Annotated in this window: 10 protein-coding genes and 1 pseudogene; 2 read left to right on the forward strand and 9 right to left on the reverse strand. The window is 66.2% G+C overall.

Annotated features, from left to right (window positions below):
* Positions 1–289: 289 nt before the first annotated feature.
* The 8 genes and pseudogenes from LGN10_RS33865 to LGN10_RS30335 form a co-directional block, all read right to left on the reverse strand.
* Positions 290–493, reverse strand: coding sequence for a polymorphic toxin type 22 domain-containing protein (locus LGN10_RS33865; RefSeq protein WP_143328779.1), 204 nt, complete (start codon positions 491–493; stop codon positions 290–292).
* A 50-nt stretch (positions 494–543) separates the two neighbouring features.
* Complete coding sequence (locus LGN10_RS30305; protein WP_143328778.1) at positions 544–978, reverse strand: hypothetical protein; 435 nt, start codon at positions 976–978, stop codon at positions 544–546.
* A gap of 1,265 nt (positions 979–2,243) precedes the next feature.
* Positions 2,244–9,026: pseudogene (locus tag LGN10_RS30310) on the reverse strand (hemagglutinin repeat-containing protein); the annotation flags it as partial.
* A 79-nt stretch (positions 9,027–9,105) separates the two neighbouring features.
* Positions 9,106–9,231 (reverse strand): hypothetical protein, encoded by a 126-nt coding sequence (locus tag LGN10_RS33585; RefSeq protein ID WP_256940252.1) that lies wholly within the window; start codon positions 9,229–9,231, stop codon positions 9,106–9,108.
* 31 nt (positions 9,232–9,262) lie between these two features.
* Positions 9,263–9,592 carry a DUF1488 domain-containing protein gene (locus tag LGN10_RS30320; protein WP_226225980.1) on the reverse strand — a complete coding sequence of 110 codons (330 nt, stop codon included), beginning with the start codon at positions 9,590–9,592 and terminating at the stop codon, positions 9,263–9,265.
* A 4-nt stretch (positions 9,593–9,596) separates the two neighbouring features.
* A complete protein-coding gene (locus tag LGN10_RS30325; RefSeq protein ID WP_060310426.1) occupies positions 9,597–10,145 on the reverse strand; it encodes a type 1 glutamine amidotransferase domain-containing protein in 549 nt (182 codons plus the stop codon).
* Between the two features lie 261 nt (positions 10,146–10,406).
* Positions 10,407–10,772, reverse strand: a complete 366-nt coding sequence (locus LGN10_RS30330; RefSeq protein ID WP_059575213.1) for a DUF3022 domain-containing protein — start codon at positions 10,770–10,772, stop codon at positions 10,407–10,409.
* An 85-nt stretch (positions 10,773–10,857) separates the two neighbouring features.
* Entirely contained in the window at positions 10,858–11,334 is a 477-nt protein-coding gene (locus LGN10_RS30335; RefSeq protein ID WP_226225981.1) for a hypothetical protein, read from the reverse strand.
* 154 nt (positions 11,335–11,488) lie between these two features.
* Between LGN10_RS30335 and LGN10_RS30340 the strand changes: the two genes are divergently transcribed.
* Both LGN10_RS30340 and LGN10_RS30345 read left to right on the forward strand, forming a co-directional pair.
* A complete protein-coding gene (locus LGN10_RS30340; RefSeq protein ID WP_060310428.1) occupies positions 11,489–11,851 on the forward strand; it encodes a DUF3175 domain-containing protein in 363 nt (120 codons plus the stop codon).
* Between the two features lie 41 nt (positions 11,852–11,892).
* On the forward strand, positions 11,893–13,215 hold the full coding sequence (locus LGN10_RS30345) for a cation:proton antiporter (protein ID WP_226225982.1): 1,323 nt from the start codon (positions 11,893–11,895) through the stop codon (positions 13,213–13,215).
* Between the two features lie 4 nt (positions 13,216–13,219).
* Here LGN10_RS30345 and ligD read toward each other — a convergent pair whose 3' ends face one another.
* The gene (gene ligD, locus LGN10_RS30350) at positions 13,220–16,003 is read right to left on the reverse strand and encodes a DNA ligase D (RefSeq protein WP_226225983.1); all 2,784 of its coding nucleotides are present in this window, start codon (positions 16,001–16,003) and stop codon (positions 13,220–13,222) included.
* Between the last annotated feature and the right edge of the window lie 17 nt (positions 16,004–16,020).

Genomic DNA, 16,020 nt, shown 5'->3' on the forward strand with positions numbered 1-16,020 from the left:
ATCAGTTCCGGGTCCAGGTTCAAGCCCTTGCCCGGTTCTACGGTCGCTTCTTCCTTACGTTTGCGTGGCATAACGTGGCTCCTTGGCCATCAGTTTATGCCTCACACACAAAGGTTCGGATAGGCTCACTGCCGGCGATCGCGCTCCTCAGTTCGTTTAGCTTACCGATCGCCTATTAATCTAGTCAGTAGGTATAACGCCTAAAAAACCATTTCCTTATCAGCAGTGCACCAATAAATACACCGGCAGCGGTTACAGCAACCCAGTAAGCAATTTTTTTGCCTATGCATCATCTTGGCCCACTTTTCTCGATTCGGGCCTCCGCCGACTGCAGCCATTTAAGCCTTCCATTTCCATCTTCAGTCACTTTGATCGAATGGTCCCATAGCACTACACCAAAGTGAACAGAATTCGTCTGACCAACGCCAAAGTCAACCGCGCCAGTTTCGCCATAGGCATATGTTACTGCACCAATCACACCATTCATCAACATCTAATCATTAGCTTTCGCAGTATCGCAATCTGCCGATTGATTTTATCAAATCAACCCGCCTTACATCTGCGAATCGTCAAAGCGTTATAAGTCATATTAATTCCATACACTGCCTTCCCGTCACCACGCTCCATCCCCCGCTGCACTTCGGCACTAATCCCTTTTTTACAAAGAATCACCACTTCATCTGAATTAACTTCCCTCCAACCAATATCCACTAGTCCTCGACTGTACTTATCCGCCAATTCTGGCGACCATGACTTCGCGTCGACCCCCACATATAAATATGCGGCCCCATATTTATAGCTTTGAGACCTCACTGCCACGACGCCCCCATTCATCAAAATCACATCCATATCGCGCCGCATAACATCAAGCTTCTCTTGCCCGTCAACAGGATTATTTCTCAATCCATAAATCACTACAATAAACACAATAACAGCGACAACCATCCAAACTCGTTTATCGAATTTCATCTTCGTCATGCGAGCAATCATCTCCGTTTAGGTTGCATGCCAGGAATTGTAAAAACTGGAAAACTAACACTGGTGGAACCACCTCCACCCAGATTTGGCGCACGTGTAATCCCGCCAAAACCTACACCCACTTCTACGGATGTATCTCCGCCGAAAGCGTGATTGCCACCGACACACGCCCCGTACGCACACATATTTACACCAAGTGATGCGCCCGCAAGAAAATTATCAGTTTTATCTGCCTGAATAGTGGGAGCTTGATTAGCCGCAGTCGGAATAACGCCGACGGTAACGGACGCTCCCGGTACCACCGGGACAGCACCGCCCCCTCCAAGATAAACATTTCCATTATGCAAATTAATAGAAATACCCGCCGAACTACCAAAAGCCGCTCCCCCGATAGATACGTAATCCAGCTTTCCGGGGCGTGTGGAGAGTACATTCGAGACGAATGCGTTACTGTCAGCTCGCAAATCATCAGCGCTGTACTGAAACAAACCGCTCGCCGGCGTTAGCTTTACCATGCCACCGTAGCCCGAAGCCGCGAAGTACGTCCCATTGTAATTCTTCAGTTGAGTCTGTTCGGCCGTATAACCGGCACCTTCTTGCTCCAGCGCCGAGTACTTTGCGTAGTCTGCCGTACCCGGTGCGTACTCGGCTGCACAGTGGACGAGTGCACATCCGGCCGCTTCCAGTCGATGCTCCTTGTTAGGATCGCCGTTGGCCAATTCATGTATGACTTTCTTTTCTTCGGAGTGAAGTTGGCGATTGAATCGGTCGACGTTGTACCCCGAGAACGCTCCCGCGTCGCCGCCCACGGCGGCGCCGGCCCCCGTCGCGATCACGTTCGCCACGATGTTGCCCAGCGCCTGATTCATATTGGCATTGCCGGTCGGATCACTGCCTGCGATCGCGCTGCTCAGTTCGTTCAGTTTGCCTGCGGCAATCGACGCGACCGCCGCGCCGGCAGCACCGCCAACCGCGTTGCCGCCGGCCAGGCCCGTCACGAGCGCCGCACCAGCACCTTGCATCAGCGCGCGATTCGCTCCGCCTTCCTTCCACGCGTCGACACCTGCCTGGTCACCGTTGGCAGCCGCATCCTTCATCATCTTGTCCGCGTAGTCTCCGATCCGGCGCGACACCGCTTCGCCGGCCGCGCTGGCTGCAGCCATCATGTCCGACTGATTGGCCAGCAGGTTCTGCACGTCGGGCAGTTTGGCGACCGTCTCGTTCGTGTTCGTCGTATCGCGGCTCAAGCTCGCCGCATCCTGCTTCTGGTTCGCCGAATCCGTGATCGTGACCGTTCCGGCGCTGACACCGCTCTTCGTCGTCGCGCTATCACTTCCGCTGTCGTTCTGGCCAAGCATGGGCGCGGCACCACCCGCGTTCTTGCCCGACGCGCTTCCATGCGTGCTGTAGTTCATCCCGCCATCGCCTGTCGTCGCGCCCGCACTGAAGCCACTCGAGCTCGCATCGTAGTGCGACTGGTTCTGGATGTCCGAGAAGGTGAGGGAACCTGTCGTCAACGAATTCTTCGACGCATCCGCGCTACTCGCGATCAACCCACCCTTCAGGTCCGTATTGCCGGTGACGTTGATATTGAAGCCCTCATCGCCCGCCTGAATGCCGGCCTGCTCATCGACACCCGCATAGCTGCCCGTCGCATTCCCTTTGCTCTGGCTGAAGCTCGCGCTGGCGCCACCCTGACTGATGCTGAAACCGCCACCCGAACTCGACTGATGCGCCGCGCTCGCCAGCGTATCCTGCACGCTGGCGATGTTCAGGTTTCCGCCTACGTCGGCATTCACCTGATTGCCTTTCACGTTCGAGCCGATGATGTTCGTATCACCGCCCGAAATGATCGTCACACCGTTTGCAGCATTCACGTGGCTGTTGTTCTGCGTGGCCAGATCGCTGTTACCGTCGCCGTTGGCTTTCGACATCGCCGCCGAGATACCGAACCCGCCCGTGCCGACCGACACACCCACGCTCGCGCTCTTCGACTCGTTCGTGCTGCGCGTCGAATCGGTATCCGTCGTATTGACGATGTTGACGTCGTTCTTCGCGGCCAGAATCACGTCGCTCGCGTTCACGTTCGATCCGGCAATCGTCACATTGCCGCTGCCCGCCTGACCGTTGCCGGTTGCCGCAAACGCCACCGTTCCGCCGGCGTTCACATTCGAGCCGCGATTCGTCACGCTGTCCTCGCTGAACGCGCTCTTGCTGTGGCTGCTGCCGACGCTGAGTTCGACCTTGAACTCGGGTGTCGCGCCTCCGGCCAATGCCGCCGCGCCTGCGCCCACCGCATCGATTGCCCCGCTCGCGGCTGCCATCCCGTGCAGTGCGGCCGCACGACCATCCTGACTCTTGCCGGCTGCGCGCGACTGGCCCACCACGTTCGACACGGCGTCGATCACCGGCGCCTTCAGCGCGAGCGTCAACCCGCTCTTCGATACTTCCTGCGTCTGCGCGCGATGACCAGTGGCCTGTGCCGCATCGATCGTCACGTTCGCGCCCGTGCCGCTGATGTTCCGCGCGGCAATCAGGTCGCTGCCCGTCACACGCAGGTCGTTCCCGGCGACGATGCTCAGATTGCCGTTGAGCGAGCCGATCGTGCTGCCATTATTCGACACCTCGCTCGTCTGGCTCGTCGTCTTCAGCGAACTGCTGCCCACCGACACCGACAGGCCGCCGCCCGACATCAGCCCCGTTTCCTTCTTCTGGTAGTAGCTCGACGACGCGAGCGTATCCTGCGTCGTCGCGACGGTCACGTTGCGCGCCGCGCTCAGCGCGACGTCGTTCGTACCGACGACCGTGCTGCCCTGGATAATCAGATCGCGGCCAGCAGCGATCGTCACGCCATCGGCCGATACCAGGCTGCCCTGGTTCAGCGTCATCGTCTGGTCGATCCCGCTCGCGACCTTCGTGCCGCTCACCACGCCGCTGCGGCTGTGCGTTTCGTGCGCATTCAGTTCGTGCGTCCCGGTCGCCGCACCGATGTTCACGTCGCCCGCGGCAGCCAGCGTCACATTGCCCTTGTCCAGACCGATCGCGCTGCCGATCACGTTCAGGTCTTTACCCGCCACGATCGCCACGCTTTCGCCACCGGTCAGCGTCGTGCCGCTCAGGGCCTGATCCGACGTGTGCAGCGACTCGGCATAGCCGCGGCTGCCCTCGTTACCCGAGCTGGTACTGTTCACGGTCGACGTCGCGCTCGCCGCGCCCAGTGTCACGGTGCCGCCGGCCACGACCGCACCGCCACCGCCCAGTTCGATCTGCGCCCCCTTCGCGGTGAGATCCCTTCCTACGACGATCGCCGACTTCCCGCCGACCTTGACCGCACTGCCGATGGATCGATTGACTTCCGTGTCCGACACGCCGTTCGCGCGCTCGACTACCTTGTGCTCGCCGACCTGCTGCGCGCCGAGCGTCCAGTCGCCGCCGACCTGCATCCCGAGATCGCCGCCGACACTCAGATTGCCCGCGTTCTGCCGGAAGCTGCCGCCCGTCGCGATCGCCGCGTCGCCGGCCACGTCGATGCCCGCTTGCGGTCCGAGCGTCGTCGACACGCGCGTCGCGCCGTCTGCGCTCGCCTGGCTGCGCGTGTGCGTCGCGGTATCGAGGATCAGGTCGCCGCCTGCTGCCAGCGCCAGACCGCCGGCCTTTACGCTTGCCGAGGTCAGATCGACTGTCCCGGTCGTCACCAGCGTCATCCGGCCGCCGCTTTGCAGCGCACCGAAGCGGTTGTCGAGGCTCCGGCCGCCGATCGAAAGGCTGTCCGCGGCGCGGAGCGTGCCGCTGTTCGAGAACGACCGCACGTCCTTCAGATCGACGTTTCCGCCTGCGATCAGCGGGCCGTTCATGTCCTGCCGGCTCGCCTGTGCGAGATACACGACTGGCACCAGCACCGATTGCCCGTCGACGACACGCGTCTCCAGCAGCACCACGTTGCTCGTGAGCTGCGCGACCTGTTCGGCCGACAGGCTCGCGCCGAGCGGCAGATCGAGGGATTTCGACAGCGCGGCACCCGACGACAACAGCGCCTGATACATCGATTCGATGTCCGTGTACGGCCCGAGCACCGCCTTGCCGGTCAGGGAGGTGAGTTGATTGCGCACCAGCCATTGCTCGTAGAACCCGTCGCCAACGCGCTTCGCCGTCTGCTCCGGGTTCAGCCCGAGCTGCTGCAGATAGTAGTCGCTCGACATGAACGCGCGTCGGCTCGTGAACGCCGGGTTCGTCTCGATCAGGTAGTTCGCGTTCGGCGCCGGGTTCGGATGGAACAGGCCGCCCTGCGGAATCGTCAGGTTCTTCAGCACGTCGACCGCCGTCGCGCTCGCGATCACGCGGTCGATGCCGCCGCCGACGGCGCCAACGTCGACACCCGGCGGCAGGCCGATCGGTGGGCGCCCCGCATTGCCGGCCGGGTTGTCGATACTCACGCCCGTGCCGGAGAGCGTGCCGTTCGCGACGAAGCTCGATTCGTAGCTCGGCAGCGCGTACTCGCGAATGTCCGATGGCGCATTGCAGCCCGGCGTGTCGCAGAACGAATAGCTCCAGAACTTGGTGCCGTCGTAGTTTCGGTACCAATATTTGCCCGTGTAGGTCACCTTGACCTGCGGCGCGAGCTGTCCCCTCCAGCTATCCTGATCGAGCGTGCGCGGTATCTCGATATCGCCTGCCGCCGTCACCTGGCTCCAGTAGTTCTGGAACGTGTCGACGGACGACGCGTTCAGACTCCCGCCCACCACGATCTGCGCGGCCGGACTGATCTTCGAGACAAGGTTCGCCAGCGGCGTGCCGGTATAGGTCGTGTATTGGTACGTGCTGTTGTACTCGCCACCATGCGGCGGCTCGACGTAGACGCCGCCGATGCTGTCCGGATCCTTGACGCCGACCTGGCCGGTGCGGCCGGACAGACTGATCCCGAGCCGCTCGAGCAGCGTGGCATCGACTTGCGAGGTCCATGCCGTTTGCATCTCGCGACGCGTGTTCGTCACGAGATCGGCATGCAGCGCCATGTCGCCGTCCGACTGGATCAGGCCTGACTGATTCAGGATATGCGCAGCCTTCGTGTATTGGCCGGCTGCATCCTTGCCACCCGCCAGCACCACACGGCCAAGACCGTAGATCGCGGTCAGCGCCGGGGTATCGGTTGTCGTCGTGTCGTCGCGGTTCTCGATGTTTTGCGCGAGCAGTTCGAGCAGCCCATCGCTGGCAGACGCCCCGATCAGCGCGGTCGGCCCGACGTTCGCCAGCGCAGACGCAGCCGAGAGCGACACGCTTGCGCCCACCAGCGTGCCGGTGTTGATCAGCGTGTTCGACTGCGTGCGCAGCCGGCCGCCCGCTGCCATTGCGCCACTGTTGACGACGTCGCCCGCATCGACGCTCAGGTCGTTCACGCTCATCAGACCGGCGTCGTTGTTGAACGTCCCCGGCAGTGTGAACGCCAGATTGCGGCCTGCATTGAACTGGTAGTCCGACGTGTTCGTAAAATCGCCGCGCAAGTACAACGCCAGATCGTTCGCCGCGCTATACGCTCCACCGCCGTAGAGCGTGCTCGCGCGAATCGACAGATCGCGCATCGCGCCGATCTGGCCACCCGCGTTGGAGACTGCGCCGGCAGTCGTGATGCCGACGTCGCCGCCGGCGCCGGTGATTCCGCCGCCGTCGTTGTTCAGGCTATTTGCGCGAAGCAGTACATTCGCGCCGTTCAATTGGCCGCCCCGTCCGTTGGTCATGGAACCGGCATCGAGCGTCACGTCACCGTTCGCGGCAAGCGCGCCGCCCGTGTTGTTCAGTTCGCCGCCGATGTGGGCCGAGATCGAACCGAGCGCGGCCAACGTGCCGCCGATGTTGTCGAAGGCGCCTGCCGACAACCCGATGGTGCCACGGCTCAGGATCGTGCCACCGGCGTTCGTCAGCAGCCCCGAACCGAGGCCCGGCATCAGCGCCAGCGTGCCGGTACCGGCGTGCACGATCATCCCGCTCGCGTTGTCGAGCGCCGCCGGTGCCAGTGTGAGGTTCGTGCCGTTGGTCTGGATCGTACCGCTCGCGTTGTCGAGCGTGCCGCTGACGTCGACCGTCGTTTCCTGACTGCCGTACTGCGTGAGCGTGCCGCGCGCGTTGTGCAGATCCGTGGTCTTCACGTTCAGCCGATCCGCCGCCATCGCGCCGTCGCGGTTGTCGACCAGGGCCGCCGTGACTTGCAGTGCGTGCTGTGCCGTCAGGCTGCCGTGATTCACGACACTACCCGCCTGCACGGTCACGTCTCCGTTGCCGCCGATCACGCCACCTTGCACACCGGTCGCCGTCGTGCCGCCGGCATTCGTCAGCCGGCCGGTCGCCGACAGTGTCAGGCCGTCGCCATTGAGCGACACGATCCGGCCCGCCGAGTTGTCGAGCGACGCGCCCTTCACCGACAGCGCGCCGCCGCTTTGCATCGTGCCGGCACGGTTTGCGATATCGCCGGCACTGAGCGTCAACGCCCCGTCCGTGACGAGCGTGCCGCCCTGGTTCTCGAGCCGTCCCGATGTATCGATTGCAAGCGGGCCGACTGCCGAAAGCTGTCCGCCACGATTCGACAGCGCGCGGGCCGCGAGCGTCGTGCCAGCCTGGCTCGACAGCGTACCGTGGTCGTTGACGAGTACGCCTGCGGCACGTGCATCGATCGCACGTTGCGCGCTGGTCGTCGCGTTCGTCAGGTTCAGGCCGCCAGCGTGAGCAAGCAGCGAAACGTTTGCGTTCGCAGCCGTCTTCGAGCCCGACAGGTCGATGCCGCTGCCCGTGAATGCGACGTTGCCGCCCGCGACGTTCCGGCCGTTCGCCGTCAGCTGACCGGTCGCGGTGACGATCAGGTCGCCGTCATGGGTTACCGCGCCGTCCGCATTGACGCCCGCGCCCAACGAGCCCGTCGACGCGACGCTGTCGGCCGAGACGTTGAGTGCGTGCCGTGCGGCCAGGGCACCGTTATTCGACAGCGTGCCGGTCGTCGATACCGACACGTTGCGCTGCCCGTACGTCGTGCCGTCGTTCCGGATACCGCCTTGCGCGGTGATTGCGAGATTGCCGGTCGCGTTCGTCTTGCCACCGAGCACGAGCTGGCCGTTCGACTGCAGCGTCAGATCGCCCGACTGCGCGGCGATCGTCCCGGCGTTCGCCACCCCTACGCCGCGTTCGTTCGAGACGAGCAGGATCCGCTCGGCGTACATGCCGCCCAATTGGCTGACGTCGATGGCGACGCCCGGCGCGGCGCCATCGCCCTCGATTGGCGTCGCGGCGAGCGTATCGCGATCGACCTGACTGGCGCCTGCGATCACGTTCAGTTTTTTCGCGTGGATCGCTGCATTGGCCTGCACGGCGCGCGCGATCAGATCGACCTGATCGACGCTCGATGCGTCCAGACCCGCGCCTTGGACCGTGATCAACCCGCGATTCACGTGGTAGCCGGCGAGCGAGCCGTCGGCACCATAGTACGGCCGCCCGGTCGTCAAGGTGGCGCGGCTGGTATTGATGAAACCGCCGCCGTCCACCACGATGCCGGCCGGATTCGCGAGCACCACTTCCGCGCGGTTGCCCGCGACCTCCACATAGCCTCGAATCTGGCTGGCGGCCGTGCTGTTGACCTGATTGACGATGATGCGTGCCGATTGCCCGGGGCCGAAGTTCGGGTTGCCGTTGATCATCCCCGCCTGCTGCGTGTGCACCATCGCGGGCGAGTTGTTCAGCAGCGCGCCGTTGCGGTGCACATCGAACCGATCGTAGTTGTTGACCGATACGCCGGCACCGCTCGGCGCGGCGATGTTGACCTGCGGCAAGCCGTTCGGCGTCTGGATGACGTGGGTCGGGGTGCCTGGCGTCGGTGCGATTTGCGCCCAGGGGATCGCGGGCATGGCACCGAGCGCGGCGGCCAGCGTCGCGATGGACGCCCTGCGGGATGTGCGGCGCGCACGCGCGTCGCCGCTCGCTGATTTCCCCGTGGTGGTCGCGGTTTCCGCGACTGCGACCGCCATCCCTCGGCGCCTGGAATGCACCAGACGGTAGGTCTCTTTGTTCATCGCTCTGACGCTGGTACTTGTTAGATCGATGAACCGTATTCGGAATAATTTTTGAGAAACGGAGAACGTTTCTCAAATGCTACGGAACAGGCAAAATCGGACCGGTCTGATTGACGTGCTTTGCACCATGATCGTAGCGAGAGGCGAGCAACCCAACTTCGCTCATGCCGCGCTGAAACAGCGTCAGCCGGCTGTCGAGTTTCAAGCTGAAGGCGCCGAGCGGACGCCCGCCCGATTCAGGGCCGCCGCGAGCGAAACAGCCCGGCCCTCGCTGCGCCTGCCGGCGCACGGAAATACCCGCTGTGCAGCACCACGTCGTGGTTGCCACTCGCCAGCACGTCCGCGCATGCGGCTTCGATCCGCGCACGGCCGCGCTCGAATGCGTCGCGCAAGTCGGCTTCCAGCGCGGAGCGCGCGCCGAAATGGTCTTCGAGCGCCTCGACGGTGATCGCGCAGTCATGCGGCACGCCACCGACCTCGACGACGAAGCGCATTTGCAGCGCCGCGCCGTCGAACGCGGGCGGTTCGTCGGTCAGCGTGACGGCGCGCGGGGAACCTGTCGTCATCGGCTCACGCCCCCCGCGCCGCGAGACGCTCGACCAGCGCGCCGTTGAACGCGGGCAGGTCGGCCGGCTTGCGGCTCGTGATCAGGTTGCCGTCGCGCACGACTTCCTCGTCCACCCACTTGCCGCCCGCATGACGGATGTCGTCCTGCAGGCTCGGCCAGCTCGTCATCGTCTTGCCGTCGACCAGCCCGGCCGATACCAGCAGCCAGCCGCCGTGACAGATCGCCGCGACCGGCTTGCCGGCGCCCACCGCCGCCGTCACGAATTCGCGCGCGGCGGGCACCATCCGGATCGCGTCGCCGTTGATGACGCCGCCCGGCAACACGACCGCGTCGTAGTCGCCTTCGCGCGCATCGTCGAACGTGCGATCGACCTTCACGCGCTCGCCCTTGTCGACATGCCTGAAGCCCTGGATCTCGCCGCCCTTCTGCGAAATCACGTCCACCTGCGCGCCTTCTGCCGCGAGCGCGCGCTGCGGTTCGACGAGCTCGGCTTCCTCGAAGCCGTCGACCGCGAGAATCGCTACCTTGCAATGATCCAGCCTGCCGCTCATGAATGCCTCCGTGGAAGGGGTGGCACACGTCATGCCGTGTTCGTCGCGCAGCAATCGGCGTGCCGCGTGCTCGAGGCGCCGCAGGCTGCCGCACGCCGCGGCAACCATGCGCGCTTGTATTGCCCTGCAATCGGGGAACGACCCGCGCGCCGGCGTGCGTATGCCTCTCGTCGTCTCGCCTGCCCCGTTCGTCACGGTCGGCGGTGCAAACTTTTCAACGGGATGTAAGCCGACGCCGTGCGCCCGTTCGATGCGCCGCGATCACTGCAAATGACGCGCGGCGTCGAGCATCGCGTCGGTCAGCTCGACCGTCAGCGTCAGATTCTCGTCGGTATCGGGCAACTGTTCGAGCGTCTGCTGCACGGCGTCATGCAACATCGCATGCACGCGCATCCGCGCGCCGTCGTCGAGGTCCGCATAGCGTTCCATCGTCGAGCATTCGAGCGCGAGCACGACCGAGTGCCGCGCCGCCTCGGGCGGCGCCTCGACCGCGTTCGCCCACGCCGCATGGAACATGACCCTGCCCGTTTCGACGTCCACGTGGACCGTCGTGTCGAGATCGTCCATGTCGCCTGCATCGTCGTCGATCTCGTCGTGCTCCAGAAAAATCCGGGAATTCGATTGCATGATGTCCTCCTGCGTGGTGGCGGCGCGCCCGTCCCGGGTAACCGCGCCGCCATCGCGCCGTGCCGGCCGCGCCGGCACGACACCGTCAATAACCGCTGGAACCGCCGCCCGTCCCGCCGGCCCCGCCGCCGCCCGTGCCCGTCGAGCCCGTCGAGCCCGCCGACCCGCCGTTGCCGGCGCCCGTCCCGCTCGTGCCACCCGAGCCGCCCGTGCCGCCGGCCCCACCGGACCCGCCGCCGACGCCGCCGCCGGGGGAGCCGCTGCCGCCCTGGCCGGCACCGTTCGGGCCGCCGCCCGGCTTCACATGGCCGGCCGACCCGCTGTGCGACCGCATTCCGTGCTTCGCGCCATGCCGCTGGGTGCCCGCCGGCGGCGGCGGCGCGGCCGTATTGCCGTTGGTGCCCGGCGTCGACATGTCCATCGACGGGTTTGGCGCGCCGGTGCCCTCGTCGGAGCGCTGCGAGTTCTGCGCCCACGCGGCCGGCGCGGCCGCGGCGATCGCGACGGCCGCGCAGCCCAGCACGTGCCGCGCGACGAACTTCGATTCGAATACTGACTTCATGGCGTTTTCTCCCTATGGACGATCGCGTGATGGAAATTCCTGCTCCGGTCTTTCAGCAAGGCCCATGCCGCGCCGGCGACGTTCGCGATGCGGCACGCAGTTTGCTTCCCTGCTGCGCACGACTTGTCCGTGACCCATACGGAGCCTCTGCCTTATGCCTTCCGCTTCTGCTTCCGCTTCCCACGCGCACGGCAAGCGCCACACGCGCCGCCCCGGCCGCGCACGCGGCGCCGACCCGAACCACCGCCAGCGCTGGTCTGGCGAAGTCACGCAAAAAAGCGATGCGCTCGACATCGAGCCGGACATCTTCAAATCCGACGATCCGGCGGCGATCGCCGCGTCGCTGAAACACTCGGCCGAACACAGCCGCCGCCGCAAGGCATCGCCGTTCCAGTCGGCGATGTCGATGCTGAACTTCTACGTGAACCGCGCGGGCCGCAACCTGCCGAAAACGCGCCGTGCAACGCTCGAACGCGCGAAGCGCAAGCTGCGCGAAGCGTTCGGCCGCAAGCCCTGACGGCTGGCGCGTCGCCCGTCTTCCCTCCGCTGCGATCACACATGCACGAAACCCTCTGGTACCTGATCATCGGCGCGGTGCTGCTGGGCATGGGCGTCGTGACGTCCGCGTTGCGCCACCTGCCCTGCAGCTCGGCCATGATTTACCTGGTGCTCGGCGTCGCGCTCGGCCCGAGCGGCGCCGGCCTGCTGCATCTCGACCTCGAACGCGACGGCCCCCTGCTGCGCGCGATCGTCGAAGTCGCGCTGCTCGTATCGCTGTTCGCGATCGGGCTGCGGCTGCGCGTGCCGCTGTCCGACAAGCTGTGGCTCGTGCCGTGCCGCCTCGGGCTGCTCGCGATGGTCGTCACCGTGCCGCTGCTCGCCGCGTGCACGGTGCTCGCGCTTGGCGTCGGCTGGGGCCCCGCGCTGCTGCTCGCGGCGATCCTCGCACCGACCGATCCGGTGCTCGCGCACGACGTGCAGGTGCACGACCCGGGCGACCGCGATCTGGTGCGCTTCGCGTTGTCCGGCGAAGGCGGGATGAACGACGGCATCGCGCTGCCGTTCGCGCTCGCGGGGCTCGCGCTGTGCGGCGCACCGGGCGCGACGCACGGCATCCCGCCGCTGTCCGGCACGTTCGCGCTGGTCGCGCTGTGGGGCATCGCCGGTGCGACGGCGATCGGCGGCGGGCTCGGCTGGGCCATGACGAAGACGATCGGCTGGCTGCGCACGCGCCACGCGCAGGCGCTCGGCCTCGAAGGCTTCTTCGCGCTCGCGCTGATCGTGCTGTCGTTCGGCGCCGCGCAACTCGCACACACGTTCGGCTTCATCGCGACGTTCGCGGCCGGCGTCGCGATGCGGCGCGTCGAGCATCGTGCGAGCGGCGACCGTCCGCCGCGCGAAGTGATCGGCCAGATCGATTCGGAAGACGTCGTCGCGACCGAAAAGCACCCCGACAAGGCGCATGCGTTCATGGCCGAATCGGTGCTCGGCTTCACGATCGAGCTCGAACGGATCGCGGAGGCGATCGTGATGACGATGATCGGCAGCGTGCTGTCGACACTGCCCGGCCCGCTGTTCACGTGGGGCGCCGCCGCGCTGGCCACCGTGCTGTTCGTCGCCGTGCGCCCGCTCGCGGTGCTGTTCACGCTCGTCGGGTCGCGGGCGACGCATGCGCAGCGGCGGCTGATGGCGTGGTTCGGCATCCGCGGGATCGGCTCGTTCTACTATCTGCTGTTCGCGCTCGAGCACGGGCCGTCCGAGGCCGTGCGCCCGCTGGCGGCGCCCGTGCTGGCCGTCGTGTCCGCGTCGGTGGTGGCGCACGGGGTCTCCGCGACGCCGCTGATGAACTGGTATTACCGGTTGCAGCAGCGTCGGCGCTGACGGTTCACGTGTCCGCGCCGAGCCGCGCCCGCATCGCCGCGGTGATGCGCTGGCGCGCCTTCGCATAGCCTTCCCACGGGTCGCGCTTCAGCGCGTCCAGCCGCGCGTGCAACGTGTCGATCGTCCATTGCGCGCCGCCCGTCGTCTGCGGCACCTCGTCCCACTCGAGCGGCACCGACACGCCCATGCCGGGCCGCGCGCGCACCGAATACGCGGCGATCGTGCTCGCGCCGCGCCCGTTGCGCAGGTAGTCGACGAAGATCTTGCCGCGCCGGTGGCGCGGCCCCATCGTCGCGGTGAAACGCTCGGGCAGCGTGCCGGCGACGTGCTGCGCGACCGCGCGCGAAAAATCCTTCACGTCGTCCCAGCCCGCGTGCCGCGTGAGCGGCACGACGACGTGCAGTCCCTTGCCGCCGCTCGTCTTGCAGAACGACACGAGCCCCAGCTCGTCGAGCAGGCCGCGCACCAGTTGCGCGGCGTCGATCATCGTGCGCCACGGCAGCGCCGGATCGGGATCGAGGTCGAACACGATGCGGTCGGGCCGCTCGATGTTCGACGCATGCGCGTTCCACGTGTGCAGTTCGACCGTGCCCATTTGCGCGGCGCCGAGCAGCGCGTCGACGCTGTCGATCGACAGCAGCGGCCCGTGGCCGGGATCGAGCCCTTCGTGCTGCGTGACGAACGGAATCTCGCGGCGCTCCGCGTGTTTCTGGAAAAACAGCTCGCCGGCGATGTCGCCCGGGGCGCGCACGAGCGAGACGGGCCGGCCTTTCAGGTCGGGCAGCAGCCACGGCGCGACCCATTGCCAATACTGCGCGAGATCGATCTTGCGCGTGCCGCTTTGCGGGTCGAGCACGCGCTCGGGATGCGTGATGCGCACGCCGCCGAGCGAGTCTGGCGCAGCCGCGTCGCCTTCGGCGCGCGCGGCCGCGCCGGAACGTGCGCGGCGCTTGCGAGCGGCCGTTTCGTGAGCGGCAGGCGATGCGCGCTTGCGTTTGTCGTCGTGCGGGGTCTGGCGTTGATCCATCGTCACCTCCGTTTCCGTATGCCTGGGCATCTCGCGAACGATCTGCTGCGCCGGCTTGTCGTCGCGCAGCGCGATGAACGCGGCCTGCCGCACGATGCCGTCGCCGGTCCATTCCGCGAATTCGCATTCGGCGACGAGTGTCGGCTCGACCCAGTGCACGCGCGTGCGCGTGCGTTCGCGCGGCGGTGCGTCGAACGGCATCGTGTCGCGCTCGTGCTTGCGCAGGATCGCGGCGAGACGGTCGAGCATGCGCGCGTCGAATCCCGTGCCGACGCGGCCGACGTAGCGCAGCGGCCCCGGCCCGTGCCGCCGCTTGCCGGCCGGCGGCGGTTCGTGCACGCCGAGCAGCAGCGCGCCGAAGCCGTGCCGGCTGCCCGATGGTTCCGTAAAGCCGCCGATCACGAATTCCTGCCGGCGCCGGCATTTGAGCTTGATCCACGCGGGCGAACGGCCGGCGCGATAGCGCGACTCCGCGCGCTTGCCGATCAGCCCTTCGAGGCCCGTGTCGCAGGCGCTCGCGATCAGCGACGCGACGTCCTCGCCGAGATCGGGCGAGAAACGCACGCGCGTCGGGTCGCTGTTCGCGAGCAGCGGTTCGAGCAGCGCGCGACGGGCCGTGAGCGGCGCGTCACGCAGGTCGTATCCGTCGAGATAGGGCAGATCGAACGCGAAGAACGTGATTGCATCCGAGCGGCCCGTGCCGAACGCGTTCTGCAACGCCTGGAAATCGGGCAGGCCGTTTTCGCCGAGCACGACGGCCTCGCCGTCCAGCCACGCGTCGTCGACGTCGAGCGCCGCGAGCGCGTCGCGCTGCGCGCGCAGCTTCGCGGTCCAGTCGCGGCCTTCGCGCGTCATCAGCGTGACGCGCCGGCGCGCGCCCTTGCCGGCAATGCGCGCGAGGATCCGGTAACCGTCGAACTTCAGTTCGTAGCACCAGCCGCCGTGCGTCGGCGGCGCGTCGACCAGCGTCGCGAGTTGCGGCGCGACGCGCTCGGGCAGCGGCGCGCGCACCGCGCCCTCGACTTGCGACGGATCGGTGGGGCGCCGGCTTTCGTTGCCTTCGCGGCTTGCAGGTCGCGTTGCCCGTGAATCGCCGTTCGCGCCGGTCGATCCGCCGCGTCGCGCCACTCGCTTGCGCGCCGCGCCGTCGGACGCGCCGTCATGCACGCTGCCCGGCCGCTCGCCGACCACGTCGAATTCATCGGCGCTGCGCGCGTCGTCGTCGCGCTCCTTGATCAGCAGCCATTGCTCCTGACGCCCCTCCTGGCGCCCGCTGCGTACGAGGGCCCAGCCGCCGTGCAGCTTCTCGCCGTCGAGCCGGAACGTCAGCTTGCCGGCCCGATAGCCTTCGCGTGCCTGCGCGACGCCGCCGTCGGGCGTCCACGTGCCCTCGTCCCAGACGACGACCGACCCAGCGCCGTAATGCCCGGCCGGAATCTCGCCTTCGAACGACGCGTATTCGAGCGGATGGTCCTCGACATGCACGGCGAGCCGCTTCACCTGCGGATCGAAGCTCGGCCCCTTCGGCACGGCCCACGATTTCAGCGTGCCGTCGAGCTCGAGCCGGAAATCGTAGTGCAGCCGGCGCGCGTGGTGCTCCTGGATCACGAAGCGCAGCGGGTGGCGGGCGCGCGCGGCGGGCTTCGCCTTCGTGCCCGCTTTCACCTCCGCCTTCGCGCGACGCTTCCCGTGCGCGCCTTCGGGCTCGGGCGTCGCGCCGAAATGGCGCTTGCGGCGATACGGATCGAGCTTGCCGGCCATCGCGTCACCTCGTCGAA

The sequence above is a fragment of the Burkholderia sp. AU32262 genome, assembly GCF_020419985.1.
Taxonomy (GTDB): Bacteria; Pseudomonadota; Gammaproteobacteria; order Burkholderiales; family Burkholderiaceae; genus Burkholderia; species Burkholderia semiarida.

Coding starts and splice junctions, on each gene's coding strand:
- LGN10_RS30335 (WP_226225981.1), bottom strand. CDS start 11,334: ATGAAGTCAGTATTCGAATCGAAGTTCGTCGCGCGGCACGTGCTGGGC.
- ligD (WP_226225983.1), bottom strand. CDS start 16,003: ATGGCCGGCAAGCTCGATCCGTATCGCCGCAAGCGCCATTTCGGCGCG.
- LGN10_RS33865 (WP_143328779.1), bottom strand. CDS start 493: ATGTTGATGAATGGTGTGATTGGTGCAGTAACATATGCCTATGGCGAA.
- LGN10_RS30325 (WP_060310426.1), bottom strand. CDS start 10,145: ATGAGCGGCAGGCTGGATCATTGCAAGGTAGCGATTCTCGCGGTCGAC.
- LGN10_RS30330 (WP_059575213.1), bottom strand. CDS start 10,772: ATGCAATCGAATTCCCGGATTTTTCTGGAGCACGACGAGATCGACGAC.
- LGN10_RS30320 (WP_226225980.1), bottom strand. CDS start 9,592: ATGACGACAGGTTCCCCGCGCGCCGTCACGCTGACCGACGAACCGCCC.
- LGN10_RS30340 (WP_060310428.1), top strand. CDS start 11,489: ATGCCTTCCGCTTCTGCTTCCGCTTCCCACGCGCACGGCAAGCGCCAC.
- LGN10_RS30345 (WP_226225982.1), top strand. CDS start 11,893: ATGCACGAAACCCTCTGGTACCTGATCATCGGCGCGGTGCTGCTGGGC.
- LGN10_RS30305 (WP_143328778.1), bottom strand. CDS start 978: ATGACGAAGATGAAATTCGATAAACGAGTTTGGATGGTTGTCGCTGTT.